Raw genomic sequence first — 18,511 nt, 5'->3', positions numbered from 1 at the left:
ACGCCCGAGATGCGTTTAGGTTACAAAGTCGAGGGGAAAAATATTGCTTTTTGGAATGGAGAACTGCGAAGCACATCAGCGAAGCTAATTCAAAAGGGAGAATGTCCAAGCCAATGGAGCATTCATTATCGAGAATTGAGAATGAAGGGGGCATTCTCAATTCTCAATTCTCAATTCTCAATTCAGCTTGCAGATATAGCCACACTGCGAACGCGTTTGCGCATCGCTGTCGATGTAGTCGATCTCAAAGGTGAGCCCGCCGGCACCGTCAAATTCGCCGATCAGCGAATAGTTGGTGATGCTCTTGCGGAAGCTGAGGTCGGTTGCAAGGTAAACATCCTGTCCCATCAGTGAAATGAAGCCATTTTCGTCGTCTACCGGACGCGTCACATATAAAATAGTCGTGTCCATCGTCGTGACGGCCGGATCTTGCGTGACCAGATTTGTCAGTTTGCAATCCGCGTAGCAGTCATAGACCCCGACGACGGAATCCACACGCACCTGATCCTCACGCTTGCAAGAAGTGAAAACCACAGTGAGCAAAACCAAAACAAGAAGTGACAGCTTTTTCATGCTACGAATATAAAACTTGAAACGATTCGATCCCAGACTTGCCATTTCTTTCCCTTGGATTCCCTTGCAGCATGAAATCTCGCGAGGGTTTGATTTTGCCAATACTTCGGAAATTCATTCGAAAAGGGGCTCAAATTTCCAACTCGGCCAGTTTCCTTTCCAACCAAGCCAAATCAGCTATGGGCCGCAGCCCGTCGAGCGTTTTTCGGATTGCATGAATCGGCTTGCGGCTGCCCAGTCGGTGGCGCACCAGCATCTGCACGACCTTGATTTGGTTGCGATACGTCATGCGCTGATACTCCGATATTTTGCGACTGCGCCGAATGTAGATCTTGAAGGTTTCGATCAAGGACAACAGCGGTTCCACTTCGCCATCTTCGTACCAAGCCTTGAGCAACAGGCTTTTGGCGTCCAAATGGTAATAGACGTCCAGAAATTCGACCTGCTGCAGCAGCCGGAGGGCCTTTCTGTGATCTCCTGATTGAAAAGCGATCGCAGCTTGGCTGTACAAAAGTGCATTTGGCTGAATGTCGGTGGGCAACTGACCTGTGAGTGCGGTCAGTTGCGCCGCGATTTTGGGCACAAAGTCGAGCCGCAGGCCCAAGGTCACGAAGTTTTTATAATGCTGCACAGGCAAATGGCCTTCTTCGCGCAGGTAACCACGGGAAATCAGCAATTCGTAGAGATCAAATAACCGCGCATCAAAGCCGGATTCGGCAAGATTCACCATGCGCACACAGTAATTCAAGGCGAAGTTGTAGAGCTCGGCCAAGGTTTCCGGTGCGAACCGTTGCTCCGAAGCCTGCAACAATTGTAGAAGCTCCAGAAATGCCTCGTGGTCCTTTCCTGATTGCAAAGTCCGCAAGATGAGGCGGTAAATTTCGACGAGGCTGCCTTCGAAGACGAACTTAGGCGCGATGTCGATCAGTGCAAGCACCTCGGGCAACAAGGCAAGTTCGGTGGACTCGCCAATGACATTGGCGCGGTTGATGGCGGCGGCGGCGAGACGCAGCTTGTGCGCAAAATATTCCTCGTCCAAAGCCTCGAGGGCGGCTTGCAGGCCCGCCTGTGCTCCGCGGTTGCTACGGCGCACCCGATGGTCGTGCTGCAGCAAGGCGAGGTCAAATCGCTGACGAAGGAAGGCCGCTCCACGGAGTGGTTGTTCCAAAAGTTGCGTCTGCGCTGTCAAAGCGGTGCTTTCAAAGTCTTGGTGCAGGCCGCGCTCGGTTTGTGCTTGCAGCAAAAGCTGATTTCGCAAGTCGCTGCGCTGCTGCAGGAGCTGCAGTTGCCAAAAGGCTTCGATCTGCTTGCAGAGGTCGCTTTGCAGGTGCCGGAGTTTGGCGATGTCAAAGGCTTTGCCCGGGTATGCTGCTGCAAAAACAATCTCGTTCCCCGGCAATGGCAATTCCGACTTTGGAAAAAATGGACGGATACAATCCCAAGCACGCAGCAATTCAGGTCGCAGGTTGAAAAAAGGAGATTCCAGCATCACTCGGATGCGACGCAGTTCATAGCCTGTGCAGCTTTGCAGGTAGCGAAAAAGTTTACTCTCTTTTTCCATCCAATAATTTTAGTTCCGATAAATATACATTTGTGATGCAAATATGGAATCGATTTGTATTTTAAAATGTATTCAAAGAATAAAAAGCGGAATTCCATTACCCTTTTTTGGTTCCGATAATGTAAGTTATTTGTTTTATGATTTGCCCGATAAGCCCTGCTTTTTTGTATTATGAAGCAGTATCCAATGTTCGCACGCCTTGCACATACCTTTTCAGGGATGACCTTCCTGCTCTTGATCGGCCTGCTTTGGCCCACGGGTTCCGTCAATGCGCAGACTTATGACTACGGCAACGCTTGGTACAATTCCAATGTTGATTATCTGCGGTTCAAGGTCGCGACCGATGGCATCTACCGTGTTTCGGCGCAGCAATTGTTGCAGGCAGGCTTTGATACCACCGGCATCGATCCAGCGAATCTGCATTTGCTTTACCGCGGTATAGAACAATTCATCCATATCGAGCCTGCGCAAAATGGCAATTGGGAATACCTGGAATTTTTTGGCAGACGCAACGATGCCGGATTGGATACCTTGATGTATGTCCAACCGTATTCGCGGCTGTCGGACGGTTCCTTGCACCCCAATCCGCTGATTTCAACGTTTTCAGATACGGCGGTCTATTATTTCCATGCCGATAACCAGCCTGGGTTGCGCCTTCAGACACCATTTTTGGGTTCGGTACCGCCTCCGTTGTTGATCGAGGAGATCACCAAAACGAGTGTCGTGGAGTATTTGCCAGGCAACGGAGCCACTTTCAGATCCGATGGGGGCGGGACTTATGACATTTTTCAGGCCTTGAATCCTGAATGGACGACTGGGGAAGGATATGTTGGCCAGTCGTTTTTCCTCGACCAACGATCTCCTTCTGCAAATCCCGACCCCGCATGCACTCAACAATGCGCCGGCGAGGATTTTTCTGCGAATCGAAAGTTTGCAATCGTTCGATCAGGGGTACGAAATTTCGTTGAATGGCAATTTGCTGCAAGTGGATACAATTCAGGGTGTCTTTATTCGCAGCTACGAATTGGCATATCCATTCCCCTTCGTCGGTGATACGCAGTTGTTGCGCATCCATATTGATCCGCAGACCGGTCAACTCAGCGACAAAAACTTTCTAAACTTTGTTGCGCTCACCTACAATGCGCAAACGGATTTGGACGGGGCATCAACCGTGGCGTTTCCCGTGAACAATCCAGCAATGGTCTATTATCAATTCCATGATATCGCGCCGGGGAATATCGCCGTGGCCTATGACTTGGTCAACCAAGTGCGCTACACCGATACCATCCACAGCGACAGCCTTGGAATTTGGATTGCCGGTCAAGCCAACCCCGGATTGATTCATCTCTCAACCGATGCGGGCATCCTGACGCCTTCGATTTCGTCTGGCATCGGATCCGACTTGAGCAATACGGGCAATTCGGCCAACATGGTGCTGATCACTTCCCGCGAATTGGATGCAAGTGCCCAGGGCTACCGCAACTATCGCCAAGGCAGTACCGTCAATCCGCTCAATGTCAAGATTGTCTATACCGATGAGATCTACGAGGAATTTGGAAATGGTTCCCCGCACCCGTTGGCTATCAAACGTTTTTGCAAATACGCGATCGATCAATGGGCCGTCAAGCCCGACTATTTCTTGCTGTGGGGCAAAGGCAAGGCGGACATTCGAAGTGGAGGCATCAACCATGTGCCCGCTTATGGCGAACCCGTCAGCGACATCATGTATGTCAGCAGTTTTACGACGCTGGATCCCACTACCCAAGCGGTCATCGGTAGGGTTCCGATTCAATCGGATCAGCAAGGGTTTGACTATCTGGACAAATTGGCCACTTATGAAGGGATTGCCGATGCGCCTTGGATGAGAAATGGGGTATTTGTTTCCGGTGCTTTGGATACAACAGCATTAGTGCCCATCAATCACTACATGGACAGCGTCGCATCCGATTTTAGAATGGGCCCGATGAATGGCAGGGCCATGTCCTACAGTTGGCTCAATGCTGTTTTGGAGGATAGTTCAGGGATCGATCAGGATTCCGTCATCAATGGTGGTGCGAGTGTCGTGTACCTGTTCGGGATCCACCACACCTATATGGGAATTGACCATCCCGCGACCTACACCAATGTTGAGCGTCTTCCGATTCTGTTCGCATTGACACCGCTATTTTGTGACTTTGGCCATGATACCCTCTCCATGGGCGAATCTTGGGTTTTGGAGCCCTCCAAAGGTGCGATTGCTGCAGTAGGATATGGTTCGTTTGCCTATCTCACTCCCTTGGGCAACTGGGGCGAATTCTTTAGTGAAGCAGCATTTCGGAATCAGGATAGTGCCTCCTTGGGATATTTTGTGCAGGCTGCAAGCGACACCTTCATACAGATTTGGACGGACCAAGTTTATCTCAATCACCAGCGTTGCATGAACATCCTGGGTGATCCGAGTATCCATTTTCGCAGCAGCAACTTTGAGGTTTGGCCGGGGGATGCCAATGATGATCTGATTGCCAACAACCAAGACCTGCTCGCCATCGGCCTCGCTTATGGCGATACAGGGGCGGTCAGGCCCAATGCCACCCTGCAATGGATTTCCCAAGATGCCACCCTTTGGGATTCTAGTTTTGTTGGCGGGACCAACCATGCCCATGCCGATTGCAATGGCGATGGAGCTGTGAATGACAACGATACCTTGGCCATTCTCCAAAATTATGGCCTCGTCCATAACAAGACCCATGGATTACTTATGGGCACCACCAATGACCCCGAACTCGCCATCGAGTCCCTGTATGACACCGTCTTGGACAGTAGTCATGTGCAGCTGCTCGTGCGCCTCGGGACGCCACAACATCCGGCGGATAGTGTCTATGGCATTGCTTGGTCGGTGTTTTATGATCCGCAGATCGTGGATTCGGCCACGGTCGAAGTGGATTTTGACTCCTGCTGGGTCGGGCAGCAGGGGGTGAACCTGCTCACGCTCGTGCAGCGGATGCATGCCCTCGGGCGCATCGACCTGGCGCTCACGCGTACGGACCATCAGCCGATTTCCGGCGAAGGCATCATTTCCCGCATCGGCATCGTGGTGATCGACAACATTTCGGGAAAAATGCCGGGGGATACGACCTATTCACCCCTTGCCATCACGGTAGCAGACGCTAGGATGATCAATCCCCTCGGAAGAGACCTGCCCTTGCAGGGCATCGACAAGGTTTTGACGGTCCAGGGCACCCTTTCGGCACCGCACCTTTCTCCAGGAAAGCAAGCTGCAGTTTTTCCCAATCCGACCCGTGATGAGATTTATGTGCAGACGGCGAGTGACAGTCCTGCAGCGTTGCGGCTGTTTGACTTGGCGGGGAAGCTGGTTTTGGAACAGGAATTTGGAGCTTCCGCGCACAAGCGCCTCCATTTGGGAGCATTGCGTGCAGGGGTTTACATCCTGAAAGTGACGAATGCAGCCGGAGAATTCCAAGTCAAGGTCACGAAGGTGGATTAAGTAATCATCCTAGGCCTTCCCCACCGTCTTCTTCAGCCCCCGCTTCAGAAAATAGCGCAGCAGAAACCGCATCCGATGGGCAGCAAAGTGAAAAATGTGCGCGTCGGTTCCGACCAAGATCCTCGACTTCTTTTTGCGGATGCCGCGCAAAATGATCGCGGCCGCGCGTTCGGGCGTCGTTCTGAATTGCTTTTCAAATTCTGCGATGGCTTGCGGATCGACTTCGGCACCCTTGGAGGCGCGGGCAATGTTGGTTTTGATGCCACCGGGATGCACGCTTGACACTGTCACGCCGGTCCCATGCACTTGCTCCTCCAGCGCCAGCGATTCCGTGAATCCGCGGATGGCAAACTTGGTCGTCACGTAGGGTGCTTGGACGGGGATGCCATGTAGGCCGAAGATGCTCGAGACATTGACCAAGGCCGATTCTTGTTGCTTTCGAAGGTGTGGCAAAAATGCCAAGGAGCCATAAATCATGCCCCAAAGGTTGATGCCCATGATCCATTCGTAGTCCTCAATGGAAACCTCATCCGTCCGGAAACCTGCAATGGCCACCCCCGCATTGTTGACGACGACATCGACCTTGCCGTATTTCTCCAGGACGTCGTCTGCAAACTGAAACATCAATTCCTTTTTGGAAACATCGAATGTCGCAGCAAAAACTCCCGTCCCGGCAGGCAATGCAGCGACCGTTTCTTGCAAGGTCTGTTCGTTGAAGTCGTTCAAAGCGAGCCGCGCACCCTGCCCTGCAAATGCCATTGCCAAGGCCCGTCCGATACCTGAACCGGCTCCTGTGACGACGACCACTTTGGATTGAAATGAATTCATGGACTTCCGAACTGCCATTTGGGGACAGTGGCTGCGAATGTCGGAAAGAAAACCTTGGATTCCAGCGGATGCGGTCCGGATGAAATCGACGCATTGCATTCTGCCCCTTCTAAAATATCTTTGGGAATAAGTTTGCGGCTACCTTCGAATGCAGATTCGCGGGAAAACCGATTGATCGCTGATCCGCCCATGCAAAAACTGAGAAAATTCTTCGCCCTTGTGCTGCCACTGCTCCTGTTGTCCCCGACGATCGCTGGTGCGCAGTCCGATTCGCAGACGTTGCGTTCGCCTTATGCGAGCTTGGTGGGGATTGCCGATTTTGACTTTGGGTTGCCGGCTGGCAGCGGACTCAAATATCCGCTGTCGCTCGGGGGCAATTTGATCGGCGGTTATCAGATCAACAAACTTTTTACGCTGGGTGTCGGCGTAGGAATCCATGGCTACGGGCCGGATGAAATGCTGTTGCTCCCCATGTTCGTGGACGCGCGGTTGCATTTTCCGCAGAAGAAATGGACGCCTTACGTGACACTCGACCTCGGTTACGCCCTGAGCCTCGACACGCTGCAGCGCGGCGGATTTTTGATCAATCCGACTCTGGGTGGTCGCGTGCCGCTCACCAACAACACCGCATTCGCCTTCGGAATTGGCCTGCGGATGCAGCAAAACAAGGCATGGGTCGATGATACCTTGGAAGATTTTGTGCCGAATTATCTTTCTGTAAAGCTCGGTGTCGTGGTCAAACTTCCCCGCCTCAGCCGAAAAGTTTTCAAACAAACCATGCACCGGATGAAGGACAAGACGAAAAGGGAGAAATAGTGAGCAGTTAGAAAGTAGCAGTTAGCAGTTTATTTGACGCCGGTGGCGGTATCCAAAACTGCTAACTTTGCCGGATGGATTCAGCAACAACGGTTTTTCTTTACGGTGCCTATGGCTACACGGCCAAACTGCTCATCATTGAGCTCCTCTCAAAAGGCATCCGTCCGCTGTTGGGCGGACGCAATGCGGGAAAGCTGAAGGAAGTTGCAACCGAGCATGGTCTGGAATTTGTTGCTGGCAAGGCGGAAGATGTGGCGGCGGTCTTGGGGCAGCATCCCGATATCAAATTGGTGGTGAATTGCGCGGGGCCATTTGTGGACACCTTCGAAGGCGTCGCATCTGCCTGCATCGCCCACAAAGCGCATTACATCGACATCACCGGCGAAATTGAAGTTTTTGAAAAGGCGTGCGCCTGGGACGCAAAGGCAAGCGATGCCGGAATTTTGCTCATGCCGGGCACCGGCTTTGACGTGGTCCCTTCGGATTGCCTGGCGTTGCATTTGAAAGAACGCATGGCCGACGCGACTTCCTTGGAACTGGCATTTTACGGAACCGGCGGCGTTTCACGCGGCACCGCGCTAACGATGGTTCGCGGCATCGGCAAGGGAGGCGCCATTCGCAAGGACGGCAAGATCATGCCTGTCCCCATGAATTACAGCACCAAGGAGCTCGAATTCTTTGGGAAGAAAAAAATCTGCACGGCCATTCCTTGGGGCGACGTCTCAACGGCCTACTTTACCACGGGCATTCCCAACATTGTCGTGTACACCGTTTTGCCCAAAAGCAGCGGCGGCTTCTCCAAAGTAATCGGCGGCCTGGAGAAAATCCCCGTTCTAAACCTCATCCCCAAAGCCATTCACGGCCTCATCCGCGCCTTCATGTCGGGTCCGAATGCCGAGGTCCGCGAGAAAGCAAAATCCTACCTCATCGGCGAAGTCAAAAATGCCGCCGGCAAAGTCGCCCGCGCCCGCCTGAAGACGCGCGAAGGCTATACCCTCACGGCCTTCACCTGCGCCAACATCACCGAGCGCATCCTGAAAGGGGACTTCAAAACGGGGTTCCAGACCCCAGCGGCTTGTTACGGGAAGGGACTGATCTTGGAAGTGGAGGGGACGGTTTTGGAGGATTGCTGAGGGGGATTGACAAATGGCAAATGCACTTACAAACTTCGCAGATTCAAAATCTAAAAAAGGATGTATTTTTGATTAAACGATTGCGACGATGGAAGAATTGACAAAATATCATTCGAGGCCAGATGGATGGGTCTTGATGCGGATTGACGACAAGGCTGCCAAGCCCTCCTGGGAGATACGTGCGGCAAATTCAAGACGGAAAAGACTATCTAGAGCTTTGCCTCAAAGGCAGCGAATCACCAAAGAATACATTGACAACCATCTTGTTTACAGGCCAGACCAATTCTAACCGCAAATGGCTCAAAGCTACGCGTTTACCAGAACAACGAAGACGATCTGATTCTTGTGAGCGCAAGGATTGGGAACAGCATCGTCGATTTGGTGCTGGATTCTGGAGCCTCACACACATTTATCGACTTTGGGATTTTGATCAAGGAGGGCTATCGGCTCGGAGACACCAAGGGGCTTGTTCCCGTGGAAACGGCAAACGGGATTATCCATGCGAATCGATTTGATGTCGCGCTGCTCGCGGCGCTAGGGATCCAAAAGCAAAACTTCGAAGTGACATCCTATCTTTCGACGATCCAGAATCCACCTTTCGCGGCGTGATTGGACTCGATTTCTTGGCCGGGACGAAGTTTTGCATTGACCTTGTGGATTGTGCGATCACGATTCATCCTGCAAAAGGTACGTAGGCATCGCAGTCAATTTTGAATAATAAGTCCGGTAACTTAGATTTTGAAAACTCTAAAGGGCCTTCCTCACTCACACTCCTCACCCGCACTGCTACACATACCCCCTAACCTTCGGCGGAATCATCCGCTGAACGAGGACCTTTTGCAATTCCCATCGCTCCACTTGCGGCACGTCCACGATAAACCGCACATCCTTCCCCTCCAGAATCGCAATCGGTTCCCCATCCCGATAGAGCACCCGATTCCCCGAAATCGCCGACAACCGATGCCCCAATGAAAATACGCCGAGCAAATTCAAAGGATCGGCCGCCGAGATCGATACCAACTGCCCATCCAATGGCTTCAAGCGAAATTTCCGCAAAAGCCCCAATGCCTCCGGCAAGGCATATTGCTCGCCCCACATCCCATCCACAAAGCGTCCGCCACGGATCAAGCCCCGCGCTTCCAGCCGCCGAAAAACCCGCACCATCTCCCGCCAATGCGGCATATTCGCCTCCCGCTCCGCCAATCTCCGAAACACCACCCCATACCGCCGCAACAAAGTCATCGCAATCGCCTCCCGCTCCTCGTCCGTAAGCGAGTTTTCATCCGAAATATCAGGCCCCATAGGACGACCACCTTTCGAATTCACAACCAACCCAGATTCTGGAAATTCTGCGAACCCGATAGCTATCGGGTCTGAAAATTGTGATTCAGACGATGCTCTCAGCGTCCACCTCCCCGCCTGCTCCATCCCAAACACCAAGCCTTGTTTCTCGCTTTTCGCCCGCTGATCCGCAGGCAGCAACAAGGCCCGCAGGCCCGTGAAACTATCCGAACTCACCATGCCCGCCGTTACCAATTCGCCGAGGGCCATTTCCAAGTAGCTCGGCAGCAAGTTCAATGCACGTTGCAGGTCGTGGAAAAAGCTCGCGCCGTGTTTTTGCAGGTAGGCCACCACTTCGCTCGCACGGTGGGAGAGAATGGCCGGGGACTCCGGTTGGCCTGCGGCCTTTCGCCAAGTGCTGAAGCGCTCCCGGCTCAGCAATGTGATCGGCGACGAACGGATCGGCCCTGACTTTGCCAATCCATCTGCGTTGGATGGTCTCAATCTTCCCCATGTAAGTCGCCCGGACATGCAGAGCATATCCAACCAAAGCGGATCATAATGCCGCATCCGCAGCGGCAGGATTTCGCCTTCCCAAGCCACGGCGGGGGCTTCGTAACCTTCCATTTGCGAGACGACTTCGAGCAAAGATTCCGGCCCCTGCAAGTCATGTTCCGGGCCGACCTTTTGCCAGTCGATCAGGAAACGCATATAAGTCTGCGCAGAAACGGGCTGAATCTCGGCCCGCAAAGTCTTGACCGTATAGCGGTGAATCCGCGCCAGCAACCGCCGTTCGCACCATTCCTCGTCCTCGACGCCAGAATACCTTCCCCGAAACACAAAGCCTTCGGCTTCCAAGGCCATCATGGCGTATTCCGCTTCATTTGCCGAAATGCCCAACGATTCACCCAAGGTCGCGCAGGTCACGGGCCCAAGCGCCTCCATGCGTCCGCGCAGGATTTCCTTGCGGGCCACGGTGTCTTCGTATTCCTTGCGGATCAGCCTTTCCGGAAAAACAATCTTGGGTTCGAGCTGCAATTCGCCAAACAGCGCCTCAAATTCCGGCAGCCTTTCCGCAGCGACCCAAAGCACGGGTTTGTCCTTTCCACGAAGGAGCCTAGCTGCCCGTCGAAGGTTTGTAAGCGTTTCAAAGTAACCCTCCCAACCGGATTCGCCGTCGCCCAATTGGCCTTCTTCCTCTGTGAGAAAGCCGAGCAACATCAGCGCTTCGTGCAATTCATCGACGCTGCGCACGGTCGGCCAAGCCTCCAAGCGCACCTGTTCGATGGCCAGCGGATCGAGTTTCCCGAGTTCGGCGGCCTCAGCCGGATCCATCCAACGGCGGTTTTTGATCGCGTGGGTGCGGCGGTCTTCCAGGCCTGCGGGATCGAGAAAAGCATAAGGCCGCGCATTGATGATCTCCTGCGCCAAGGGCGAGGCCTCCCGCAAGTCGAGGGCCACGAGTTTGAATTCGCCGCGGTTGATCTGCCCGATGATTTCCTCGAGATGCACAATGTCCATGGCCTCGGTCAGGCAATCCTCGATCGTCTGCCGCACCAACGGATGGTCGGGCACTTCGCGTTCGCCCACAATGTTTTCCAGGCAGGCGAGTTGGTCGGGAAATACCAGCGAAATCAAATCCTCCGAAGCCATCCTTTGCAAATGCGGCGCGACCCGACCGCTTGCCCTTCGCCGCTGGATCGCCAAGGCGCGGGTTGCATTCCACCGCCACCGGACGCCAAACATCGGCGCATCGAGCAGGGCTTGCACCAGGATGTCGCGTACCGAATCCGCCTGCAGATAATGGAAAACCTCGTCGAGCACAAAACTATGCGTGGCCCCCAACGAAAGGATGATCGCATCCTCGGTCGCCGCAGCTTGCAATTCGAAGTTGAAATTCCGGCAAAACCGTTTTCGCAGCGCCAGTCCCCAGCCTTTGTTCACGCGGCTCCCAAATGGAGAATGGATCACCAAATGCATGTCGCCCGCCTCGTCAAAGAACCGCTCCATCACGATGGTCTTCGGCCCGGGCAATGTTCCCAAAGCCATCTTCGCTGCGGCCACATATAATAGTATCTGCATCGCCGCCGAAGTCTGCAAACCCAAGGTCTCCTGCAAGAAGGCCATGGCCTCCGCGCCCCATTCGGCGACGTTTTCCTCCGCATTCGTCCCCGGAAAAATCAGCTCCTCCCGAATCCGAAAGGCGACTTCTTCCCGCAACCGCGAAACCGCCAACGAAAGTTCGTCGCTGCGCCCGGGCGCCTCGCCAAACCAGAACGGGATCGACGGCGTCTGTCCGTGGGCATCCTGCACCAGCAATTTCCCCGTCTCCAGCTTCTCGATTTTCCAGAATCCATTCCCGAGTTGGAAGACGTCGCCGGCCATGCTTTCGATGGCAAAATCCTCCTCGACCGTGCCGATGAAGGTGCCGCTCGGTTGCAGGATCACGTCGTAATTGAAATTGTCGGGGATCGCGCCGCCGTTTGTGAGGGCCGCGAGTTGTGCCCCTTTCCGAGCTCGGAGAATCCCATTCACAGCGTCGCGGTGCAGGTAAGCCGCGCTACGGCCATTGCGCAGGGTGAATCCCTCCGAGAGCATCGCGATGAGTTCGTCAAACGTTTCGCGGGTCAAGTTGCGAAACGGATACGGGCGGCGCATCAGGGCAAAAAGTGCATCCTCCGAATATTCCTGATTGGCGACCTCGGCCACGATCTGCTGCGACAAGACATCGAGCGGTTGCTCCGGCATGATGATGCGGTCGAGTTCGCCGCGGCGCACGGCATCCAAAATCGCGGTGCATTCCACCAAGTCGTCGCGCGTAAGGGGAAACAGCCGGCCCTTGGGCGTGCCGCCGACAAAGTGTCCCGAACGCCCGACGCGCTGCAAAAATGCCGAAATGGTCTTGGGCGAAGCAATTTGACAGACCAAGTCAATTTCCCCGACGTCGATGCCCAGCTCCATGCTCGCCGTGGCCACGAGTGCGCGAAGCTGCCCGTTTTTCAGGCGTTGTTCGGCATCGTGCCGCTGCTCCTTGCTCAGGCTCCCATGGTGCGCGCTGATGGCCTGTTTGCCGAGCCGTTCCTTGAGATGGTGGGAAAGGCGCTCGGCGAGGCGGCGCGTATTCACGAAGATCAGCGTCGTGGCATGCTCCAGGATGCGCTGCTCGAGGATATTGTAAATTTCCTCCCATTGGTCATTGGCCAAGACCGCGCTGAGGGGCGACGGCGGAATCTCGATGCCCAGATCGAGGTGGCGGCGGTGGCCGGTGTCGATGATGCGGCAGAGGGGTTGGCCATCGGGGGTCACCTCCGCATTGCCGACGAGGAATCGGGCGACCAAGTCGATGGGTTTTTGTGTGGCGGAGAGGCCGATGCGTTGGATGGGCCGACCGACGAGATTGCGGAGGCGCTCGACGCTGATGGCAAAATGCGAACCGCGTTTGCTGCCGACCATGGCATGGATTTCGTCCACGATCAGGGTGCGGGTGCCGGAGAGCATCTTGCGTCCGCCGGTGCTTGTGAGCAGGAGGTACAGGCTTTCGGGCGTGGTGACGAGGATATGCGGCGCGGTGCGGGTCATGGACGCGCGCTCATTCGCAGTCGTGTCCCCGGTCCGCACCCTTGCCCGAATCCCGTGCCGCGCCAAGCCGGAGGCTTGGAGCACCTGGTCGATGCCGTCGAGCGGGCGGTGCAGATTCCGGTGAATGTCATTGCTCAGCGCCTTGAGCGGCGAGACATAGACCACGTAGGTGCGGTCTTCGAGCCGGCCTTCAAGGCTGAGTTGGACGAGTTCGTCGATGGCGGAGAGGAAGGCTGCCAAGGTCTTGCCCGAGCCCGTGGGCGCGGCGATGAGGGTATGCTCATGCGCTTGAATGGCCGGCCATGCGCCGAGTTGGATGTCGGTCGGGGATTCGAATGCGGCTTCGAACCATTGGCGCGTGGCGGGATGGAAGTGGCGGAGGGGCATTTTTATTCGCGACCTTGTTGGGCGAATTTAGGGAAAATGCGGGGAGTTGTGCCCCCCCCTGTTGCCCCGTGGGGAGGAAGCCGTTCTCCTTCGCCCCTCTTTCCGGCGCCCTTCCCCGGGTTCCTTCCCCTCTTCCCCCCCGCCCTTCTCCCCCCCCTTTTTTCCCCCCCCCCCCCCCCTCCTCCCCCCGCCCTCCCCCCCCCCCCTTCTCCCGCCCGGGCCCCGGCGGCGGGCCGCCTTCCGTGCCGCCTGCCCGCTTCGCTCCCCTCGGGCCGCGCCCGGGGGGGGCCGCGGTTTTGGGCCCGCCCCCCCGCCCCCCCCCGCTCCTTGCCGCCCCCCCCCCCCCCCCCCCCCCCCCCGCCCCCCCCCCCCCGCCGGCCGCTCCTTGGTGCTGGGTGTTGGGGGGGGCCGGCCCTTTCGCCGCGGTCGCCGCCGGCGCCCGCCCCCGCCCGGGCCGCCCCCCCCCCCCCCCCCCGCCCCCCCCCCCCCCCCCCCCCGGGGGGGAAGGTGGGATCAACCCTTCCGGGTTCGGTCCGCCCCCCTGGGTCGGCCCGTGGTTGCGGCCCCCCGGGGGCCCTCCGAATCGGCGGGGCTACCCCCCCCCCCCTCTCCCCGCCGCTTGCCCCGCCTCTGTTTTTTCTGCGCTGCACTCCCCCTCCCCCCCCCCCCCCCCCCCCTTCCCCCCCCCCCCTCTTTTCCCTTTTCCCGTCTCCGTCGCTCCGCTCTCCTTCCGGGGAAGCGCGCCGCCCCCCCCCCCCCCCGGCGCCCCCCCCCCCTCGCCCCCCGCGCCGGCCCTGCCCCCCCCCCCCCCCCCGGGACCCGCCCGGAGCCCCCCCGGGGGGCCCCGGGCGGGCCTCCTCCCCTTCCTCCCCTTCCCCCCCGCCCCCCCCCCCTCCTTTTTTTCCCCCCCCGGCCCTCCCGTGTTCCTCGTGGGGGGGCCGGGGGGCGGGGCGGGGCGCCCCCGCGCCGCGGCCCGGCGGACAACGAAAAAACCCAAACCACCGCCCCCCCACCAAAAAAGCCCCCCCCCCTTCCCCCCCCCCTCCCCGGGGGGTGAAACCCCCCGCCCCCCCGGCGGCCGGGGGGGCACAAAAGCGGGCCCCCCCGGTTATTTTCTGGCCCCGCCCCCCACTCCTCCCGCCCCCCCGCCGGCCGGGCCGCCCGGGGGCCCCTCCTCTTCCCCCCCGGCGGCGGGGACGGTTGGGTCGCGCGGCCCCCTCCTTTGGGGCCGGGCGTGCCCCCCCCCCCCGCGCCACTCCCCCCCCGCCCCAAACATCCCCCTCTTCCCCCCCCCGCCCCCCCCCCCCCCCCCCCGGCGGTTGCCGCCCCCCGCCCCCGCCCGCCCGCCTCCCCCCCCGCGCCCCCCCCCCCCCCCCCGCTGGCCTTTCCACGGGCCCTTCCCCCCGGGCCCCCCCGCCGCGCCTCTTCTCCCCCCCCCCCCCCGGCCCGCTCCTCCCCCCCCGGCCCGCCGGGCCTTGTCCCCCGCCGCGCCCCCCCGCCGCGGCCCCCCCGCGCGCCCCCCCCCCGGCCCCCCAGGGCCCCGGGCCCTTCCCCCCCCCGGGCCGCTCAAGGGGTCTCTTCCCGGGCTCCCCTTTGGGGTTTTTTTGGTCTTCCTTTTTTTCCTTTTTGGGCTTCCGGCCCCCCCCCCCTCCTGCGCGCCCCCCCCTCCCCCCCCCCCGGCGTCCGGGGCCAACCCCCCCCGCCCCCGGCCCCCCCGGAGACACCCTCCCGCCGGGGGGCGGTTTCGTCGTGCTCTCCGCCTCTCCTTCCGGCTCTCTGCTTCTGGCTCGCGTGGCCGTGGCAAAATTGCCTTCCTCTCGGGAACCGCCCTGGGGGGGACGGCCCCCCCCCCGGCGTACGCCCCCCCTTTCTCCTCTCCCTTTCCCCCCCCCTCCCCTCCCCCCCCCCCCCCCGGGCCCGGCCTGGGGGGGCGGGGCGGGGCGGGGCCTTCTCCCCCCCCCCCCCGGCCCCTCTTCTCTCTCCCCCCCCCCTTCTCCCTACCCCCCCCCTTTTTCTCTTCTCCCCTTCTGTCCCCCCGCGCCCCTGCCCCCGTGCCCCTGGCCCCCCCCCCCTCCCCCCCCGGGAGGCCCGCCGCCCGGCCCCCCCCCCCCCCCCCCCCCCCCCCCCCCCCCCGCCCCCCTCCCCCCCCCCCCCTTCTTCCCCCTCCTTCCCTCCCGTCTCTCCCTCGCCCGGCCCCCCCGCCCCCCCCCCCCCCCGCGCGGGAGGCCCCCCCCCCCCCCCCCCCCCCCCCCCCCCCCCCCCCCCCGCCCCCTCCCTCCAGGCCCCCCCCCCCCCCCTTTCCCCCCGACCCCGGACCCCCCCCCCCCCCCCCCCCCCCCGCCCGCCCCTTTCCCGCGCCCGCCCCCCCCCCTTTTTTGGCTTCTTTTTCCTTTTTTTTTTTAATTACCCCCCCCCCCCCCTTCCCCTACCCCCCCAAATTCCGGCCTTCCCAAAGTACTTTTTTCCCTTTTCTCCCCCCCCCCCGGGGCCCCCCTCGCCCCCCTCCCCCCCCCCCCCCCCCCCCCCCCCCCCCCCCCCCCCCCCCCCCCCCCCCCCCCCCCCCCCCCCCCCCTCTTGGTCGATAAAAAAAGGCCGAGGGCCATTATCCGGCTCCTTCAGGATACCCCAACAAGATCGTGTCGCCAAGAATCCGGTATTGGCCTTCGAAGTCTCCGCCGCCGAGGTGCATGTCAAAGCTGCTATCCGCGTACAGGTTCAGGGACCACCAAGACATGGTTCCATCAGAAAATGCGCGGAAGATCGCGGGTTTGGGTGCGCAACTCGACAGACCGAGGAGGAAGCCAAGGATCAGAAGGTTTTGCTTGAAAGGAGTGAGGGCATTCATGGGAACCAAATTCGGGGGAAAGTTTGGGTTTTTCAATGGGGTGGCAGGATAGGTTTGGCCCAAGCCTTGATTCGCTTTATCTTCACCACCTGCAATGAGGCACTGGAGGCTTCTCCTCAAAACCATCTAGATTTTGCACTATGGGTTGGAAATCATTTTTCATCGTTGTGAAGCCGGTCGTCGAATTTGATCGTGTGGCTTTGTTGGAGGGCTTGGGCTACGGCGACCTTGTCCCCGTTGGCGAGGCCCCCTTTGAGCGGGCAATTTACCCTGACGATGATGCCGTGTACATTGGTCAATTCGGTGATTGCCTCCTCATCTGTGATGTGATGCTCTCAAGCGCTTGCCTCTCGGAGGAGGTTTCGCCCGAGGAGGCGTTCCTGATGAAGACCTTTCCCAATACGGAAATCGGGGTTTTTGTCTTGCAAAGCACGGTCAATTTTTGGGGTTATGCCTTGCTCGCCGATGGCCAAAAAATCCGTGCGCGCGCAGGGAGCTCAGATGACGGGACATTCCTTGACCATGGGGCGCCGTTGTCGCAGGAAATGTCGCTGCTTTCAAAGTCCATCCTGCAACCCGATGGAAGCCGACTTTACCCTGACGACTATGATCCGGAAGAGCCGATGACCGAAGACCAAGTGGGTGAGGAGTTTGTCTTTGCTTTGACCGCGCGTTTTTTCGATGAACCTTTGAACACTGCGGATGAATTGATGTTTGAAACGAAGCTCCAGCAATTTGGACCCGCGCCAGCGCAAGATGGGACAAATCCAAAGTTGTCGCCTGTTGGCGATCCTCCCCAAACACCACCAAAGCCCTGGTGGAAATTTTGGTAAAACCTCCCCCTACCGCTTCAACAACTTAAACGCAATGTTGCGCCCATGCCCTTGCATGATCGCGAGGTTGATCCAGGCAAGGGCAAATTGCTCCTGCAGGGCCACCTTGTCGTCGCCGCCGAAGTCGTAACATTCGCCGAAGCCGGCGCTAAGGGCGAGTTCGCGGGTCACTTGTTTGCCTTTGGCGCTGCTGCCAGACATGAAGAGGTCGATCGGGACATTGTTGTAGAAGGGATTTTGCATGTTTTCGACGCCGGTGGTGTTGAAGCATTTCATGCATTCGGCTTGGGTGAGCGCTTTGAAGGCGTCGAAGGCCGTCGCATAGGGTTCGGGCCGTTGCCTCACGGCATTGGTGGCGTCGATGAGCACCTTGCCTGTGAGCGGGCCGAGTTGTTCGGCAACCGAAATGGCGACGTGTGCGGGCGTGGCGACCACGATCACATCCGAGCGATCGGCCGCCGTGCGGATGTCGGCGACGCGGATGTTGGGGAAGACTTCGATTTTTTTGATCTCGGGATCGTCGGGTTTCCGCACGCCGAGGGTGACTGTATGGCCGGCATTTCCAAAGCGCATGGCGAGGGCATTTCCGACATTTCCGTTTCCAATAACCGCGATTTTCATCCTGAGTGATATTTACTGCCAAGATAGGAAAATGGGCGGATGTACACATGAAAAAGTCGCCTTCGAATGTACATTTTCGTTGCCTAATTGGAGAATGAAAAACGGCCTTGATTCGCAGGAAATGCAATAAAATACCCCAAAATACCCCTGCCGGATTGACACGAGATGTCAAAGGCCAAACGTACATTTGAGTATAGGAAATGGGGGCTGTTCCCCGCCAAAAAAATCAAGAGAGTCTTATGCGTAAACCAAAATTCGAAATCCTTGCCGGCAAGGACGGCAAGATTTATTTCCACCTCAAAGCTGCCAACGGCGAGATCATCTTGGCCGGTCGCGGCTTCAAAACCAAGTCGGAAACGATTCATGCGATCGCCTCCGTGATGCGCTACGGCCAACTCGAAAGCTGCATCGTTCGGCGCGAAAGTGCCAATGGCCAGTTTTTCTTTCAGATCAAATCCCCGAGCGGCCGCATCCTGGGTTGGAGCGAAATGTACATTTCCCGTCAAAACAGAGACTTGGGAATCCTGGCTGTCAAACGCGCCGTTTCGTATGGCCGTGTCTTTGACTTGA

The 18,511-nt window shown here is 58.1% G+C and carries 13 protein-coding genes; 7 read left to right on the top strand and 6 right to left on the bottom strand.

The features are described 5' to 3' along the window. Positions 1–177 precede the first annotated feature (177 nt). Complete coding sequence (locus IPN95_14035; GenBank protein MBK9450494.1) at positions 178–573, bottom strand: hypothetical protein; 396 nt, start codon at positions 571–573, stop codon at positions 178–180. Between the two features lie 130 nt (positions 574–703). After that, positions 704–2,134: a hypothetical protein gene (locus IPN95_14030; GenBank protein ID MBK9450493.1), complete on the bottom strand. Its 1,431-nt coding sequence runs from the start codon at positions 2,132–2,134 to the stop codon at positions 704–706. Between the two features lie 171 nt (positions 2,135–2,305). Between IPN95_14030 and IPN95_14025 the strand changes: the two genes are divergently transcribed. Together IPN95_14025 and IPN95_14020 are read left to right on the top strand one after the other, a co-directional pair. Next, on the top strand, positions 2,306–3,187 hold the full coding sequence (locus tag IPN95_14025; protein ID MBK9450492.1) for a hypothetical protein: 882 nt from the start codon (positions 2,306–2,308) through the stop codon (positions 3,185–3,187). Next, the gene (locus IPN95_14020; protein MBK9450491.1) at positions 3,120–5,618 is read left to right on the top strand and encodes a T9SS type A sorting domain-containing protein; all 2,499 of its coding nucleotides are present in this window, start codon (positions 3,120–3,122) and stop codon (positions 5,616–5,618) included. The genes IPN95_14025 and IPN95_14020 overlap by 68 nt, the downstream gene beginning before the upstream one ends. 9 nt (positions 5,619–5,627) lie before the next feature. On the opposite strand, the gene IPN95_14015 is transcribed toward IPN95_14020, so the two are convergent. Further along, positions 5,628–6,446, bottom strand: coding sequence for an SDR family oxidoreductase (locus IPN95_14015; GenBank protein MBK9450490.1), 819 nt, complete (start codon positions 6,444–6,446; stop codon positions 5,628–5,630). A 189-nt stretch (positions 6,447–6,635) separates the two neighbouring features. On the opposite strand from IPN95_14015, the gene IPN95_14010 reads away from it, so the two are divergent. From IPN95_14010 to IPN95_14000, 3 genes are all read left to right on the top strand, one after another. Next, complete coding sequence (locus tag IPN95_14010; protein MBK9450489.1) at positions 6,636–7,262, top strand: hypothetical protein; 627 nt, start codon at positions 6,636–6,638, stop codon at positions 7,260–7,262. 74 nt (positions 7,263–7,336) lie between these two features. Further along, the gene (locus tag IPN95_14005) at positions 7,337–8,395 is read left to right on the top strand and encodes a saccharopine dehydrogenase NADP-binding domain-containing protein (protein MBK9450488.1); all 1,059 of its coding nucleotides are present in this window, start codon (positions 7,337–7,339) and stop codon (positions 8,393–8,395) included. 345 nt (positions 8,396–8,740) lie between these two features. Beyond that, complete coding sequence (locus IPN95_14000; protein ID MBK9450487.1) at positions 8,741–9,004, top strand: hypothetical protein; 264 nt, start codon at positions 8,741–8,743, stop codon at positions 9,002–9,004. Positions 9,005–9,181: 177 nt separating this feature from the next. Here the strand turns inward: IPN95_14000 and IPN95_13995 are convergent, their stop codons facing one another. Together IPN95_13995 and IPN95_13990 are read right to left on the bottom strand one after the other, a co-directional pair. Continuing rightward, positions 9,182–13,642, bottom strand: coding sequence for a DEAD/DEAH box helicase (locus IPN95_13995; GenBank protein ID MBK9450486.1), 4,461 nt, complete (start codon positions 13,640–13,642; stop codon positions 9,182–9,184). Positions 13,643–16,244: 2,602 nt separating this feature from the next. Further along, complete coding sequence (locus IPN95_13990) at positions 16,245–16,487, bottom strand: hypothetical protein (protein ID MBK9450485.1); 243 nt, start codon at positions 16,485–16,487, stop codon at positions 16,245–16,247. A gap of 140 nt (positions 16,488–16,627) precedes the next feature. Here IPN95_13990 and IPN95_13985 point away from each other — a divergent pair, with 140 nt between their 5' ends. Further along, entirely contained in the window at positions 16,628–17,320 is a 693-nt protein-coding gene (locus IPN95_13985; GenBank protein ID MBK9450484.1) for a hypothetical protein, read from the top strand. Between the two features lie 9 nt (positions 17,321–17,329). Here the strand turns inward: IPN95_13985 and IPN95_13980 are convergent, their stop codons facing one another. Continuing rightward, positions 17,330–17,941, bottom strand: a complete 612-nt coding sequence (locus IPN95_13980; protein MBK9450483.1) for an NAD(P)-binding domain-containing protein — start codon at positions 17,939–17,941, stop codon at positions 17,330–17,332. A 239-nt stretch (positions 17,942–18,180) separates the two neighbouring features. On the opposite strand from IPN95_13980, the gene IPN95_13975 reads away from it, so the two are divergent. Next, on the top strand, positions 18,181–18,511 hold a 331-nt coding region (locus tag IPN95_13975), incomplete at its 3' end, for a YegP family protein (protein ID MBK9450482.1).

The organism is Bacteroidota bacterium (assembly GCA_016718825.1).
GTDB lineage: Bacteria > Bacteroidota > Bacteroidia > J057 > JADKCL01 > JADKCL01.
This window is presented reverse-complemented; position numbering and strand designations above follow the sequence as displayed.